Below are 15,299 nucleotides of genomic sequence, written 5' to 3' on the forward strand. Positions count from 1 at the left end.
CAATCCCGCGGCACCGAGATCGAAAGGACAAGGTCATGGCCGAGAAAGCCGTTTTCTATCATGCCGGATGCTCCGTCTGCGTCGATGCCGAGCAGCAGTTCGCCTCGGCGCTCGACGGCGCGCGCTACAAGGTCGAGATCGTTCATCTCGGCGAGGACAAGGCGCGGCTCGGCGAGGCCGAGGCGGCCGGGGTCAAGTCGGTTCCGGCCTTCGTCATCGGCGGCGCCGTCTATCACATCAACCACGGCGCCGACCTCTCGGCCCTGCGCTGAGCGGCCGACGGAGACTGGCATGCTGAAGTCCGCGATCGCCATACGGCATATCCACTTCGAGAACCTGGGCACGTTCGAAGCCGTATTGGCGGGCGCGGGCTACAAGCTTCACTACCACGACGTCGGAGTCGACTCGCTGTCGATGCTCGACCCCGTGCAGCCGGACCTGCTGGTCGTGCTCGGCGGTCCGGTCGGCGTCTATGACGACGACGCCTATCCGTTCCTGGCCTGGGAGCGGGCGCTGCTGTCGCGCCGCCTCGCCGCCGGCCGGCCGACCTTCGGCATCTGCCTCGGCGCGCAGCAGATGGCGGCGACGCTGGGGGCCAAGGTGGCGCCGACCGGCGTCAAGGAAATCGGCTTTTCGCCGCTGACGCTGAGCAGCAGCGGCTGGGCAAGCCCGTTGCGCCATCTCGACGGCGTCCCGGTGCTGCACTGGCACGGCGACGCCTTCGAGATACCGGAAGGGGCCGAGAACCTGGCTTCGACGCAGCTGTGCGGCCAACAGGCGTTCGCTGTCGGGCGCAACTTGCTGGGCGTGCAGTTCCATCCCGAGGCCGAGGCCTGCAACGGCCTGGAACCCTGGCTCGTCGGCCATGCCACCGAACTGTCCACCGCCGGCATCGACCCACGCGCGATCCGGGCGGACGCGATACGCCACGGCGCGCGCCTGCGCGAGGCAGGCCGGGCGATGTTCGGCGAATGGCTCGAAGGGCTCGAGCCATGAGCGGCGACGTCGCCGCCAATCTGGCAACGGTGCGCAACAAGATCGGCGAAGCGGCCGAGCGGTCCGGACGCACGGCCGAGGCCGTGCGGCTGGTGCTGGTGACCAAGACGGTGGCGGCCGAACGCGTCCGCCAGGCCGTCCGCGCCGGCCAGATCGACCTCGGCGAGAACAAGGTGCAGGAAGGCCGGCGCAAGGCCGACGGGCTTGCCGGCGAGACGATCCGCTGGAGCATGATCGGCCATCTGCAGAGCAACAAGGTCAAGGACGTGCTGCGCTTCGCCGCGGAAGTGCAGTCGCTCGACCGGCTGTCGCTGGCGACCGCGCTGGAGAAGCGCCTGCAGCATCTCGGCCAGGGCCTCGACGTGCTGGTGCAGGTCAATACCTCGAACGAGGCAAGCAAATATGGGCTCGCGCCTGACGAGGTGCCGGCGTTCCTGAAGGCGTTGCAGGCGTTCGACGCCCTGCGCCCGCGCGGCTTCATGACGCTGGCGCGGTTCACGCCGGATGTGGCCGAGGTGCGGCGCTGCTTCCGCGTGCTGCGCTCAATCCGCGACAAGGCGGTGCTCGACGCGCCGCAGGGCGCGGCACTCGCCGGACTTTCGATGGGCATGTCGGGCGACTACGAGGTGGCCATCGAGGAAGGGGCGACCATCGTGCGGGTGGGCCAGGCGGTGTTCGGCCCGCGGCCCCTGCCCGATTCCTACTACTGGCCGGACCTGGCCATGACGGCCGGGGGAAGCTGACCTCTCCCGGCTGCGATCGACGCACATCCGGCCCGCCCGTGCCGGGACTGACCAAGGGACGTTTCGGCCTGGCGACGAGAGGGCGCGCCCAGGCAATCTTCGTTCGTCGTAGCGATCACGCTTCCACGTCGCCGCGCTGCGGCAGCCCTCTACCACCTCCCAGGTGCCGTTCGGATGTATTAGTCGCTTCTGGCAGAGCTGTTTCAATTGCTGTACGCTCTGCGACGGAGGAACGAACGCCGGCACAGCCAGCGTCACAGACCGACGAATCTGGGAGGGTTCATGGTCGACATCATTTCCAAGCGGGACGGCCCGCGGCGCGAGGATGTGCAGATCAAGCGATTGGTCGAGCAGAACCGCGCCACGATAACGCGCCTTGCCGACCAGATCAGTTCCGGTGCCTATTCCGCCCGCAAGGCTCCGCGCGAGGCGCCCAAGGCCCAGGGCCTGATCTTCCATCAGGTCACCGCGGGCTCGCCTGCGGCAGAGCCTGATCCGCACGTGCGGATCAGCCTCAACGGGCGCGTCGTCATCGTCGACCAGAACTGCGGCAAGCAGCTTCATCACATTGGCGAGATTCGAAGCAAGAACGGCCTGGACGTGTTCGTGCTCGCCACGCGCGCCAATGGATTCTTTTCGCCGGTCAACGAGGCGATAGCCGAGGCGCTGTTCGAACTCGACGGCACGACGATCGAGGCCAGCGGAAGCGAAGAACAACTTGCCGTCGCCATCGGTGCGAGATTGGGATTTGCCGGATAGCGGACTCTTCGACGGCATGTGCCAAGCCATATGGTCAAACAACAACCAGGAACTTGATGTAACAGCTGGATGACAAAAGAGATCGGCCAAGACGAAATCCAGGTCGCTGCCCGTCCGTCGCGCTCAAGGCCGGTTGCGGGAAAGATGGTCCCGGCCAGCGCGGACTATGACGAGCGCATCACGATGCGCGCCTGGGAGACGTTGCTGTCGGGCGAAACCGGCGACGCAAGCCACCGCTTCCCTGTTCGTTCGCTGATCCACGATTCCTGGAGCCGTTGCGCCATCGGCGGCATCAACGCCCAGCAAGGCGAAGCCCCCATCAACAGCGGCAAGGACGAGATCGAATATCTCACCCGCGCCAACAACGACCTGCTCGCGGCCGCGCGCCGATCGTTCGCCACCATCGGGCGCCTCCTTGACGGCACTGGCGCGATGCTGGTGCTGGCCGACGGCGAAGGGATGCTGATCGACGCCATCGGCGACAAGAAGACCATCCACGACGGCATGGATATCCATCTCGCCATTGGCGGCAAATGGACCGAGGACGTGGTCGGCACCAACGGCATCGGCACGGCGCTATGGACGGGCGAGCCCGTCTTCGTTCATGCCGCCGAGCACTTTTGCGCCGGCATCAAATCGTGGACCTGTGCCGGCTCGCCGATCCGCGACCCCTATGACGGGACGATCATCGGCGTGGTCGACCTTTCCGGCCATCCCGACATCTTCCGTCCCCACAACACGGCGCTCGTCACGGCGGCCGCGCGCGAAATCGAAAAGGCGCTTGCCGACCATCAGAATGCCGAGCGCACGCGGCTGCTCGAGGTGTTCATCGCGTCCGCTCCGCATTACCGCCGTACCGACGGCCTGATGATCGTCGACCGGCGCGGCCGGCCTATCTATTGCAACAACCTGCCGGATTACGCCGCCGGCAATCCGCTCGACGACCAGTTGCCACAAGGCCGGGGCTGGCGCCTGCAGTTTCCAGAGGCGGACACCGTCGCCGCACTGGCCAACGCCCTGCCCCAGGGCCTGCAGGCCTGCAACATCAGCCCGCTCAATCTCGACGGCGATCTCCGCGGCGCAGCCCTGGTGTTTCCATCGGGCAGGGTTGCGCGTCGTACATACCCCTCGCGGCCGGCGACACCTCACCTGGCCGAAGCCGCGGCAGAAATCGTCGGGGACAGCGAAGCGCTGCTGGCGGCCATCGACGTCGCATGCCGCGTTGCGCAATCGAAGGAGGTCACCTCGGTGCTGATCGAGGGCGAGACCGGTGTCGGCAAGGAGCTGTTCGCGCGCCTGGTCCACGCCGGCAGCCGGCGTGCACCCAGCGACCCGTTCGTGGCCCTGAACTGCGGCGCCATAACAAGAGAGCTGTTCGGCAGCGAATTGTTCGGCCACGTCGCCGGCGCCTTCACCGGCGCCAGCCGCGAGGGCAAGCCGGGTGTCTTCGAGCTGGCCAATGGTGGCGTGCTCAGCCTCGACGAAATCGGCGAGATGCCGCTGGAGATCCAGCCCTTCCTGCTGCGCGTCCTGGAGGAGCGGGTTGTCCATCGCCTCGGCGACAGCCGTGGCCGCCCGGTGGACGTGCGCCTGATCGCCTCGACAAATCGCGATCTCAAGCAGGAGGTTGCCGCCGGCCGCTTCCGGCGTGACCTCTACTACCGCATCGGCACCGTATCCATCCATGTGCCGCCGCTACGCGAACGCGGCGACGACTGGCAATTGCTGCTCGAGCACTTCAATCGCAAGATCGCCGGCCGGATCGGCGGCACGCTCCTGGAATTCTCCGACCCTGCCCTTGAGGCGTTGCAAGCCTATCAATGGCCCGGCAACGTCCGCGAGCTGCGCAACCTGGTCGAACGGCTGCATGTACTTTCGCATGGCAACATGGTGGAGGCTACAGACCTGCCCGAAGAGATCGCTTCGCCGGCGAAGCCTGAAATGCCCGCGAAGATCGCTGAATCAACCGCAGCACCGATCATCAGTTTCGAGGACGCCGAGCGCCAGGCAGTGCTGTGCGCGCTGACGGCCGAGGGCGGCAATCTCAGCCGCGTGGCGCAGAGGCTCGGCATTTCGCGTCCGACGCTGTACCGCAAGCTCGATCAGTTCGGCATTCGCCGCGGCTTCGTCTGAGCGTTGTTTCCCTGTCGGCAAAAAAGAACCCCATGGCCGTGAGCCATGGGGCGGGGAAAGGCGGCGCGTGGCCGCCACTCTCAGGCTGCCACTCTCAGGCGGCCCCTCTCAGGCAGCTTGCGCGGCAGTGTCGCCAACGAGAATGGCGCGATTGCGCAGCAAGAGCCCGGCCGCGGCCGCGCCAAGGCATGGGGCAACGATGTAGAGCCAGAGCTGCGACATCGCCGCTCCGCCGGCAAACAGGGCCGGTCCGAGCGAACGAGCCGGATTGACCGAGGCGCCCGAGACGACGATGCCGGCGAGATGGATCGCCACCAGCGTCAGTCCGATCGCCAGGCCGGCAACCGGTCCCGAACCGGCCTGCGACGTGGCGTTCAGGATCACCGTGACGAACAGGAATGTTGCCACCAGTTCGAACAGGAAGGCCGAGACGACGGAATAGGCTGACCAGCCGTTCTGGGCAAAGCCGTTCGCCGCCACGTCAAAGCCGGAGACCTTGCCCTGCGCGATGACATAGAGCACGCCGGCGGCGACGATCGCGCCGAAGCACTGGGCAATGACGTAGCCGACAAGATCCCCCGAGCCGAGGCGCCCGGAGACCAGAAAGCCAAGGCTGACGGCGGGGTTGAGATGCGCGCCCGAAATCGGGCCGATGGAATAGGCCATCGCCACGACCGACAGGCCGAAGGCCAGCGCCACGCCAAGCAGCCCGACCTCCGAGCGCATGAACAGGATTGTCGCGCAGCCGAAGAAGACCAGCGCGAAGGTGCCGATGAATTCGCAGACGTATTTGTTCACTTTCCACTCCCTGGGGTTGATATGCCGGATCGGCCGTCTCTTCTGTTGGGGCGACCGATCCGGATCCATTCACGGCATGAGGACACGCGGCCTCATGATCGCTTGCTTTCGCTCGAGCCTAGGCCCGACCGAGCTTTTCAGCGCCGCCGCCCAGCGCCGGGCCGGCTGTCGGGTCTTCCTCCTCGGCAACGTCGCCGACGAGCGTTTCCGTCGTCAGGATGAGCACGGCGACCGACGCGGCGTTCTTGAGCGCGGTGTAGGTGACGCGGACCGGATCGATGATCCCGGCTTCGTACATGTTCTGGAACTTGCCGAGCGCGGCGTTGTAGCCGTAGCCGCCATTGACCCGCGACACCTCGGCCACGACAGCTTCCGGATCGCCGCCGGCATTGGCGACGATGCGCCAAAGCGGCCGCGTCAGCACCGACTTGACCAGGCGCACGCCCTCGGCGACATCGCCGTCGACCGCCGCGAGCACCTCGTCGAGCACCGGCGCGATCTGCGTGAGTGCAGAGCCGCCGCCCGCCACGACGCCCTCTTCGGAGGCCGCTCGCACGGCGTGCAGGGAATCCTCGATGAGCTGGATGGTCCGCTTCTGCTCGACCGGGGTTACGCCGCCGGCATAGAGCACGGCCGTGCCGCCGGAGAGCTTTGCCAGACGTTCGCGCAGCTTGTCCTGCTCGATGTTCGGCGGAGCCGCCTCGTATTGGCGCTGCACCTGGGCGCGTCGCGCCGCGATGGCGGCGATGTCGCCGCCGCCGCGGATGACCGAGGTGTAGGTTGCGCTGGTCTTGACCCGCTCGGCCGTACCGAGATCTTCGGCGGTGATGTCTTCGAGACGCCCCCCAAGATCGCGCGCCAGCACCTTGCCGCCGGTCAGGATCGCGAGATCCTCCAGCATCGCCTTGCGCCAGTGACCGTATTCCGGCGGATGGACGACGAGATACTTGCCCGGCCCGTTCTTGCCGAGCAGCGTGACCACCACCTCCGGCGACACTTCTTCCGCCACGATCAGCAGCGGGCGGCCGTCCTCGTCGGCGATGCGACGAACCGCATCCAGCGCCGCCGGATCCTTGATCTTGAGATCGGTCATCAGGATGTATGGCCGGTCGAGCACCGCCTCCATCCTCTCCTGGTCGGTGACCATGTGGTGGGAAAGATAGCCGCGGTCGAAAGACATGCCTTCGACCACATCGAGGGTGGTCTCCGTCGTCACGCTGAAGTCGGTGGTAATGACGCCTTCAGCGCCCACCCGCTCATAGGCCTCCGCGACCAGCGCGCCGAGCCTGGGGTCGGTGGCAGCGATGTTGGCGACCGCCGCCAGGTTGCCGTTGGACCTGGCCGGCTTGGCCGAAGCCTTCAGCGCGTCGACGACCCTGGTCACGGCAAGATCGATGCCCTTGCACAGGTCGACGGACTTCGCACCGCGCTCATTGGCCTCGACGCCCTTCTGGATCAGCGCATTGGCGAGTACGATCGCGGTCGTGGTGCCATCGCCGGCGACTTCGTTGGTCTGCATGGAAACCTCGCGCACCACCTGTGCGCCCATGTTCTCGAAACGATCGTGGAGTTCGATCTCCGACGCGATGCTGACGCCGTCGCGGGTGACCATCGGCGTGCCGATCGGCCTGTCGATCATCGCGTTCATGCCTTTCGGTCCGAGCGTCGGCTCGACAGCGGCAGCGAGTTGGAACACGCCGCGTGCAAGCGCACGCCGGGCATGGGAATTGTGGATCATAACTTTAGGCATGACTCCTCCTTCCGCCTTACGGGCGGTTTGTTGATTAGGGGCCTCGTGCGAGGGAGGCCGTTGTCTCAGGTCAGTGGCGCTTGGGTTGGCCGTGCCTTGTCCGGAACCCGATCCAGGATGAAATCGACAAGGGTAGGTTCCCCGTCGACGACATCCGCTTCCTTGTATCGCGTGTGCTTGAGCCCCCGGCACAAGGCGCCGTTGAACTCCATGTTGATACGAACCCCGCGCAATTCCGCGAGATAGGCGCCCAGTGCCGAGTTCGGGATGCCAGCGCCCTCAGATGTTACGAAGACCGGGTCCTCGGGCCGCCGCCCGGGAAAACGCTCGAGCAGCGCTGCGCGGTATCGCGGCATTTGCTTCGCCGCCTCGCCCGGCTCGAACCGGACGACATCGAGCGCCGCCAGGTCCATGCCGAGGATTTCCCGATCCGTCAGGCCATGCCGCCGCAGGCCGCACAGCACCGCCTCCTGGCGCCGCTTGAAGGCCTTCACCCTGAAGGTCTCGCGCAGGCTTTCGAGATCCTGGTCGCCGGAAAGCTCGCCAAAGATCTGGCCAAACGTCTTGCCGGCCTCGATGCCGCGATTGACCTCTTTGGCGAACATGTGGTCGTGCAGCCAGACGCGATAGGCCGGCGACCACGAGAGCCCGTCGAGCGCCTTGCGGATGCCGTCGAGCATGAGATAGGCGAAGTTGGGCGAGCACCAGTAGGTCGGCAGGCGGAAATCGACCTCCACGCTGCCGTCACCCCTGACTTCGGCCCGCTCGACGAACCCCATCTCGGTGACGGGTTCGTCGAGTTCAGGATCGTTCACCTGTGCGAGAAGCCGCCGGAGTTCTTCCTCGCGGCTGATCGAAACGCCGGCGGTTCCCATGGCCCCTACTCCGCCGCGATGCTGAACGGAGACCGGGCGAAGGCCGCCTTCTTGGCCTCGATGTCGATGTCGTAAAGCCGGGCCGCGTTCAGGCCTAGGATCTTCTCCTTGATCTCGGGCGTAAGGTCGACGCCCCGTTCCTGCTTGATGTCCTCCGGCAGCTCGAAGGCCCAGAACTTCTCGACCAGCCAGCGCGGCGTCCAGATCGCGTAGTCCGAGCCGAACAGGATCTTTTCCGGGCCGGCCCAGAACAGCAGTTCGGAGATGACCTCGGCGAAATAGCGCGGGCGCGAGTGGATGAAGGGCAACGCAACGGCCAGGCCGCCATAGACGTTGGTTTCCTGCACGGCGATCCAGCAGAAATCATCGAGGCGCGGCAGGCCGCAATGCTCGACGATCCAGTTCAGGTTCTGGAAATCGGTCGCCGCGTAGTCGACGTCATGGACGTCGAACGCATCCTTGTTGAGCGGGATGATCGTCGGTCCCTTGTGGACGTGGACGTTCTTGATGCCGAGCTTCTCGCAGAGCTCGAAGCACCTGTAGGCTGCGGGGTCGTTGAGCCGCCATCCCTTGGAGGCACCGTTCCATTCGGCCGTGTACATCTTCACGCCCTTGATGTCGTAGGTCTCCTTCATGAAGTGGATGTATTCGAGCGCCTTTTGGCCATCGCGCGGGTCGAAGGAGCCGTTGACGATGAAGCGCTCGGGATAGCGCTTGGCCATTTCCGAATTGCGCTCGACGGTGTTGAAGCCGTTCTTGTAGAAGTCCTTGAGATAGGTCGACTGCACGATGGCGACGTCGTCCGGGCCGTCGATGAACAGGTCGCGGTAGAGATCGTCGGCGCTGTACTTCTCGAACTTGCTCTTCTCCCACAGCTGTTCCCTAGGGCTGAGTGCCGTATGGTAGGCGTAGAAGCACTCGACGAACTGCTTGCCGTGGATGTTGCGCTGGTTTTCCGGGCTGCCGTCCCAGAAATGGGTGTGCCCGTCGACGACGAAGATTTCCTTGCCTTCCGGTGTAATGAACATTGCTGCCTCCGCAATAGTCGCGTTGATCGGGCCGGCGCGCCAATCACTGGCGCGCCGGGTCTGCCGCGTTGCCTCAGATGTATTCGAAGACCTCGTCCATATCGCCGAACAGGATGACCTCGTTGTCGTCGATGCGGACCATCCGGCCGTAGTGGGTGGAGGTGTTGACCTCGAAGATCTCGGCCGTCATCTCGCGGCCGAGATACTCGCCGATTTCGTCCATCTTGAAGATCAGCTTGCCGTTGCCGTCGATGCGGATCATCGCCGGCTGGTAGGTGACCGTGACCCCGGGCTTCTTGCCCATGAACTCGGCAATCGCCCGCGCTTCGACGGAGTCGTTCATGGTGACCCCGCACTGGTGCGAGATCGTCTGCTCGAAGGTGATGTCCTTCATCGACTTGAAGATGTTGGACTGTGAAGCGTCGCGTGCTGCAGTTGACATGGCAATTGCTCCTTGTTCAGCGCTTGAGGCCGAGTTCGCCGAGGATCTGACCAATCCGTTCCTCGGACTGGGCACGAACGTCCGCGAAGGAAATCGGCTTGGAATGCGGCATCGACCAGATCGGCTGAAGGCCGATGGCTGCCTTGTCGGCGAGCGCGCCGTGCTTCGTGACCCAGCCCTGGAAGAGCTTCCTGTTGGCTGCGCCGTGCTTTTCGTCGTTGGCCAGCAGGTAGATCAGGTCGATCGTGTTGGCGAGGTTGCGCTCGTAGTCGGCTTCAGCCGCCGAAACCACCGGCGGCGTGATGAAGTCGTGGTTGGCGGCAGCGGCCTGCATGAGGAAACCGGACCGGAAGAGTTCGCCGACCAACGGCTCGAAGATGATGTTGATGGCGAAGTACTGCTCGAGATAGTCGGGCGTTCCCATGATGGTTTCGATGGCTTCGCGCGTGCCCTGCCAGATGCCGTCCTCGAGCCAGTGCTTCTTGCCGAGCTCGTCATCCCAGCCCGCGATGTCCATGCCGATCTCGGCAAGGTAGAGCGTGATGTCCTGGGCGAGGCGCAGCTTGTAGGACGAGTTGGTCAGCGTCGCATTGTTAATCATCTGGGTGTAGCCGTAACGCTGGGCCTGCATCAGCGACGTGCCGAGGCCGAACTCGGCATGCTTCCAGGCGCCGAGATGCGCCTGGAGTATCTTGACCCAGACCTTGTCGAAGGTCTTCGGCGCGCCGGCCCTGCGCGCGTTGGTGATGACGCTCTGCACCATCGTCTCGATCTTCGACTGGCGCTGGTAATGGGTGCGTTCCCATTCCTGGTCGGGCGCGCGGAAGGCATGCCAGTTGGAACTCTTGGCCGCCGTGTTGTCCTTGATGTAGGCGCCCTTTCCGTTGGAGAAGGAGATGATCCAGTCCTGGATCAGGTAGCGTTCAGGGTCGGGTTGAACGTCGACGGTGACGTCCTCGTAATGGGTGGCGCGCTGGCCCTTGGGGTCGAAGTACCGGTACTTGCGGCTGTCGGAATCGGCGAATATCGCCGCACCCGCGGCTCCCGATCCGACTGAACTCGAAGTTGCTGGCATGGTCTCACTCCCTTGTTGCAGTTGCTCTGGTATGTCCGGTTCCGGCTCAGTGAGCCGCTGTGCCGCCGGACGATGTGGTGAACTTGTCGAAGAAGATGCGCTCCAGTTCGAAGCCGTTCATGAACAGCACCGGCTGCAGCGCATCGATCATCGGCGGCGGGCCGCAGGCGTAGACGTCGCCCTGCCCGTCGACCGCGAGTTGCTTGAGCTTGGCGTCGACGCTCTCATGCACGAAGCCACGCTCGCCATCCCAGGCCTCACCGTTGACGTGCGAGAGAACCGGGATGAAGTTGACGTCCGCATGCTGGCCGACGAGTTCGGCGATCCTGTCGAGATAGAACAGGTCGTCGGGCGTACGGGCGCCATAGAAGAAGTAGACCGGTCGCTTTTCGCCGCTCTTGAGGTGATCGTTGAGGATCGACCAGACCGGCGACATGCCGGAGCCGGCGCCGACCAGCACTAGCGGCCCTTCTCGCTCCTCGCGGCGAAAGCAGGTTCCATAGGGTCCGACGACGGTGACATCGGCTCCGACCTTGATGCCTCCGGAATCGAGCTCTCCGGAGAACTTTCCTTCGGGATATTTCTTGATGATGAAGGAGAGTTTTTGGGTTTGGTCCGGCGTATTTGCCATGGAGAACGAGCGCGTAATCGTCTCCCCTTTTTCCGTGGTGACCGTGATGTCGACATATTGCCCCGCCCAGAACTTTATCGGGGAGCCGAGTTCGATCTCGATGCCGCGAATGTCGTGGGTCAGGCGCTCGACGTGAGCGATCCGGCCTTTGAATGTCTTCACGGCAATCGATTTCGCCAGAACCTCCTCGTCATAGTTGAGAAGTTCGACTTCCATGTCGGAGTAGGCGATCGCCCGGCACAGCAGGATGTGACCGGTGTCCTTCTCCATGTCGTTCAGCGCGAAGGTCGAGTATTTGAGCATGTCGACTTCGCCGTCGAGCAGCACGCATTTGCAGGCCGAGCACTGCCCTTCCTTGCAGCCATGCGGCAGCGCGATGCCCTGGCGAAACGCCGCGTTCAGCACCGTCTCCCCGTTCTCGACCTCGAATTCGACGCCGACGGGCTCCAGGCGCACTGTGTGAGCGTCACTCATTAAATTAGCCTCCCGATAGCGAGTATCTTCACTGGTGCTCTTGGCTTCTGACCGAGCGAGCCCTTGTAGCCAGCCGTCACCTTTCTCCAGTCGTCGGCAGGCGGATGGGCCCCTGTGACGGTGAAGACGGTTGTGGCGATTGCAGCCCAGGCCGCGACGACGATGGGCAAGGCGAAGCGGGCTCGTGTCATGTCGACCACCAAGCGGTGGGCGGGCCGGCGGTGAACCGGCCCGCCTGACCGTCAATTGAACGGCGAAATGGTGAAGCCGGCGCGATACTCGGCGAGGTGCTTTTCGCGATCGGCCGGCGACATTGCGCGGAGTGCGTTCAACGGCGATCCGAGGGTGTGGCCACGCACGTCGTCGAGCGTCCACATCTCCTTGGCGTCGAAGCGCAGATGCGGCTGCGGGACGAGCGTCTTGCCATCGGAACGAACGAAGTTCAGATCCTTGATCGCATCGGCCAGATCCCAGCCATCATAGAGCGTCTCCCACTCGCGCTTGCCGCTGAAGCGGCCCATCGCCGGCGTCGGCCGGCCCTGGTACTCGTCGGCGAAGGCCTCGACGGCGGTCCAGCGATCGAGCTCGTGGGCGAAGGTGTGCAGCTTGCCGTCGATCTCGTCGACCACCATGTCCTCGCGGATGAGGCATGGTACGAGGCAGCTCCAGCAGCGGTGCGGATAGACGTAACCGACGTCTTCGTTGAAGGTGATGATCTTCTCGCCGCGATGGCTGAGCTTGTCGTACCACTTCCAGAAATCGCCGAACTGCGCGTACCAGCCGGGATACTTCTGCTCGAACCACTCGAAGTCCTTGTCGGTCTGGGCTTCGATGCGCCAGAAGTTCACGGGCCAGCCGACGGCGAAGAACTGCGCGACCTTGTGGACGTAGAGCTTCTTGGTGATGCGGTTCCAAGCCTCGTGGACGTCATCGTGATGGATCTTGATGCCGTATTTTTCCAGCGGCAGCATGTAGGTGCGGTAGTAGTCCTCGAAGATCCAGCGGTGCCACATCTCCGCATAGGACTCCTTGTCCTTGTCACGGTTGGTGGTGCCGTACTCGATGAAGGTGCCGATCGCCGCGTCGACGATGGCGTGGTTTTGCCAGAAGGCGTAACGCAGATCGCGTTCGAGCAGGAGATGGTTCTCCGGCTCCTTGAGCGCGGCCATCAGCAACGAGTGGCCATTGCCGATATGCCGGCTTTCGTCGGACTGAACCGACAGGAACACGGTCGGCAGCGCATAGTCGCCGTTGCGGGCAGCTTCCGAGGGCATCGCCACGAAGAGCGTGTTGGTGAAGGCGGTCTCGGCGACCACGGTCAGGTACATGCAGGCCGAGGTCATGGTGTCGCCGGTGATGAAACCTTCACCGAACTGACGGCCAATCGTCGTGGCATAACACTTGCCGAAGGCCTCTTCGGTGATGTCGAAGCCGGCCGGATCGATGTAGTTCTCCATGTACCATTTCTTCAGGTTCATCTGGATGGTCGAGTGACGGAACTCGTCGACCATCTGCATGGTGAAGCCGGTACGCAGGTCTTCGCCGGGGGCGAGGCGCGCCACCATCGCCATGGAGCGGGCGGCCGAGATTTCCGGGAAGGGGATGATGGCCAGGAAAAGCTTCATCCACTCGACCCAGCGCGGCTCCACATTGCGGAACATGTCGCCGCGCAGTGCTGCGTCGAGCGCGCCGTAGACGCGGTTGTCCTTCTCCTCCTGCATCGGGAAGTAGGACCGCAAAACCTGCTTCATCGGATCGCGCGGTGCCTTGGCGATCTTGTAGTCGGTTGGAAACGTCATCGCTTCCTGGACGTAGGTCGGGTTCCAACCGAGGTCGGAAATCTTCTTGGTCGCCTCGCCGACGGAAATTCCGCGTTGCGAGGTAATCTTGTTGAGCGTCAAAGACGTCATAGCCATAAGCCTCCACTGGATTGCGCCGTGGGCCTCATGGCCCAGGCAGGAAGCGGCACACACCACCGCCAATTGAAGTTCGAGCGACATGCCAAAGGGTGGCGCCGTCAGGCGCGGCCCCAGGCCAGCCGTTCAAGTGGATCACGGCAAAGGTGCGGGAAGAGCCTTCGGCTGCCCGTCGAAGCCGCCCGCAGTCGCGGGCACGCCATCGCACGGGGCTGGCCGAAACCTGTCTCCTCCATTCCTTCGTTCTTGTGGCACCGCTTCGATGCGCGGCGGGCTTCTTATGCGAAAGTACTATGCAAGGGGTGTGCCAACTCGGGGAAACAGCCCCTGAACCGGCGAAACGCGGCTCGGCGGCAATCAAGAATGGAGCCTGCCAGCAAATTTGTAACGTTATTTTACAGTCGTAATTTACAAATGTAATATTTTATATTTTGAGGTCAAAATAATATACGCTTTTGATTACAAGATAACCGATGGTCGACATCAATCTTTATTTGGATTATCTAATTTTGCAGCGATTTTTCGCTCACCTCTTTATCCGGGAATGACCATGACGGACCAGAATGGACAACCGGGGCGGCCGGAGCCGCTGCAGGACGTGACAACGGAACTGGTTCGCCTGATGCCGCGCGACCTGATCTTCACGATGCGCTTCCTGGGCGAAAGCCAGCATCGGCTGCAGCGGCATTTCCAGGATTTCATCGAGACCGAGATGAGGTCGGCAGGGATGACCCCGCAGACCCATCCAATGCTCCATGCGTTCATCGAACGCCACGCCATCATGCTACGCGACTTCGTTTTTTCCGGTGTCTCGCTGTCGCGTCAATTCCATGTCGACGAGATCGAGCGGCTCATCGGCGACACCACCTCGCTGCTTCGCGTCGACATCTGGGATGATCTCAAGAGCCACATCGAGGCGGCGGAAAAGCAGTTCAGGTCACAGGTTCCACGCCTGCCAAACCTGCTGTCCGACTGGGAAAGCCCGGCGCCCGATACTCCGGAAGACGGGCAATGACGGGCCTTTCAGTGCCGGACCCGGCCACCCTGCCACGCGCCCAGGATCGCCACCGCGCTCTCGCGCAGCGCCTTGTGGGCGTCGGCCATCAGGCTGGCCCGCATGTCCGGATCGAGTGCGGCGAGCGTGGCCTGCGCCTCCACCGTGGCGTCGGCGCCACCCTCTCCCGCCGCCCGTTCAATGGCGGCGAGGCAAGGATGCCCGCGTCCCAGTCTTCGTTCGGCAGCGGCGCGCAGGGCCTCGAAGAATGGCTTGCCGGTCGTTTCGAACATTCCGCTGCCTCACCTTCCACCGATCCGGTCGCCTTCGCCTTCATCCGCAACGATAGGGGATTGCAATGAACGATCAAGCACCCTCCGCGACCGAATTGCTGCAACGGCGCCTGACGCTGGTCGGCGACGTCTCGACGCTCAACGCCCAGGCGCTGAAACTCCTCCAGGCGCTTGCCGGCGCCGAAATGGAGGTCCTGCGACTGGAACTCGAAATCGGCAGAACGGCCGCCTCCGCGCAACTGGTGCGGGATTTGCATGAGGCTGAGAAGAACGCCGCGGCGATCCGGGCCGCGCAGACTGAATGCGACGACCGGATTGCCGATGCCGAACGGGAAGTCGCCGAACTCGACCTCCAGCTTGCAACGGCGCGGCGAACCTGACGGGAGGAAGAC

General features: G+C 63.8%; 16 protein-coding genes. 7 read left to right on the forward strand and 9 right to left on the reverse strand.

Annotated features, from left to right (window positions below; all coding sequences use genetic code 11):
• Positions 1-35 precede the first annotated feature (35 nt).
• The 5 genes from GGR00_RS07230 to GGR00_RS07250 all read left to right on the forward strand — a co-directional run bounded on the left by GGR00_RS07230 (position 36) and on the right by GGR00_RS07250 (position 4,631).
• Complete coding sequence (locus tag GGR00_RS07230; protein ID WP_055978166.1) at positions 36-272, forward strand: thioredoxin domain-containing protein; 237 nt, start codon at positions 36-38, stop codon at positions 270-272.
• A gap of 19 nt (positions 273-291) precedes the next feature.
• Entirely contained in the window at positions 292-996 is a 705-nt protein-coding gene (locus tag GGR00_RS07235; RefSeq protein ID WP_184117346.1) for a glutamine amidotransferase, read from the forward strand.
• Positions 993-1,739, forward strand: a complete 747-nt coding sequence (locus GGR00_RS07240) for a YggS family pyridoxal phosphate-dependent enzyme (protein WP_200943465.1) — start codon at positions 993-995, stop codon at positions 1,737-1,739. Before GGR00_RS07235 ends, GGR00_RS07240 begins: the two co-directional genes overlap by 4 nt.
• Before the next feature lie 282 nt (positions 1,740-2,021).
• On the forward strand, positions 2,022-2,498 hold the full coding sequence (locus GGR00_RS07245; protein ID WP_055978162.1) for a hypothetical protein: 477 nt from the start codon (positions 2,022-2,024) through the stop codon (positions 2,496-2,498).
• A gap of 69 nt (positions 2,499-2,567) precedes the next feature.
• Positions 2,568-4,631, forward strand: a complete 2,064-nt coding sequence (locus tag GGR00_RS07250; protein ID WP_184698822.1) for a sigma-54-dependent Fis family transcriptional regulator — start codon at positions 2,568-2,570, stop codon at positions 4,629-4,631.
• Between the two features lie 108 nt (positions 4,632-4,739).
• Here the strand turns inward: GGR00_RS07250 and GGR00_RS07255 are convergent, their stop codons facing one another.
• From GGR00_RS07255 to GGR00_RS07290, 8 genes are all read right to left on the reverse strand, one after another.
• Positions 4,740-5,429, reverse strand: coding sequence for an MIP family channel protein (locus tag GGR00_RS07255; protein ID WP_184698824.1), 690 nt, complete (start codon positions 5,427-5,429; stop codon positions 4,740-4,742).
• A gap of 118 nt (positions 5,430-5,547) precedes the next feature.
• A complete protein-coding gene (gene groEL, locus GGR00_RS07260; RefSeq protein ID WP_184698826.1) occupies positions 5,548-7,179 on the reverse strand; it encodes a molecular chaperone GroEL in 1,632 nt (543 codons plus the stop codon).
• 65 nt (positions 7,180-7,244) lie between these two features.
• On the reverse strand, positions 7,245-8,054 hold the full coding sequence (locus tag GGR00_RS07265; protein ID WP_184698828.1) for an iron-sulfur cluster assembly protein: 810 nt from the start codon (positions 8,052-8,054) through the stop codon (positions 7,245-7,247).
• A gap of 5 nt (positions 8,055-8,059) precedes the next feature.
• Positions 8,060-9,082 carry an amidohydrolase family protein gene (locus GGR00_RS07270; protein WP_184698830.1) on the reverse strand — a complete coding sequence of 341 codons (1,023 nt, stop codon included), beginning with the start codon at positions 9,080-9,082 and terminating at the stop codon, positions 8,060-8,062.
• Positions 9,083-9,155: 73 nt separating this feature from the next.
• Entirely contained in the window at positions 9,156-9,524 is a 369-nt protein-coding gene (locus tag GGR00_RS07275; RefSeq protein ID WP_055978152.1) for an MmoB/DmpM family protein, read from the reverse strand.
• A gap of 16 nt (positions 9,525-9,540) precedes the next feature.
• The gene (locus GGR00_RS07280; RefSeq protein ID WP_184698832.1) at positions 9,541-10,599 is read right to left on the reverse strand and encodes an aromatic/alkene monooxygenase hydroxylase subunit beta; all 1,059 of its coding nucleotides are present in this window, start codon (positions 10,597-10,599) and stop codon (positions 9,541-9,543) included.
• Positions 10,600-10,645: 46 nt separating this feature from the next.
• Entirely contained in the window at positions 10,646-11,704 is a 1,059-nt protein-coding gene (locus GGR00_RS07285; protein ID WP_055978148.1) for an NADH:ubiquinone reductase (Na(+)-transporting) subunit F, read from the reverse strand.
• Between the two features lie 242 nt (positions 11,705-11,946).
• Entirely contained in the window at positions 11,947-13,620 is a 1,674-nt protein-coding gene (locus GGR00_RS07290) for an aromatic/alkene/methane monooxygenase hydroxylase/oxygenase subunit alpha (RefSeq protein WP_200943464.1), read from the reverse strand.
• Between the two features lie 550 nt (positions 13,621-14,170).
• On the opposite strand from GGR00_RS07290, the gene GGR00_RS07295 reads away from it, so the two are divergent.
• The gene (locus GGR00_RS07295) at positions 14,171-14,635 is read left to right on the forward strand and encodes a hypothetical protein (protein ID WP_246441293.1); all 465 of its coding nucleotides are present in this window, start codon (positions 14,171-14,173) and stop codon (positions 14,633-14,635) included.
• 8 nt (positions 14,636-14,643) lie between these two features.
• Here the strand turns inward: GGR00_RS07295 and GGR00_RS07300 are convergent, their stop codons facing one another.
• Entirely contained in the window at positions 14,644-14,907 is a 264-nt protein-coding gene (locus GGR00_RS07300; protein ID WP_184698836.1) for a hypothetical protein, read from the reverse strand.
• A 65-nt stretch (positions 14,908-14,972) separates the two neighbouring features.
• On the opposite strand from GGR00_RS07300, the gene GGR00_RS07305 reads away from it, so the two are divergent.
• Positions 14,973-15,287: a hypothetical protein gene (locus GGR00_RS07305; protein WP_184698838.1), complete on the forward strand. Its 315-nt coding sequence runs from the start codon at positions 14,973-14,975 to the stop codon at positions 15,285-15,287.
• Positions 15,288-15,299: the final 12 nt, after the last annotated feature.

Source organism: Aminobacter aganoensis (assembly GCF_014206975.1).
Taxonomy (GTDB): domain Bacteria; phylum Pseudomonadota; class Alphaproteobacteria; order Rhizobiales; family Rhizobiaceae; genus Aminobacter; species Aminobacter aganoensis.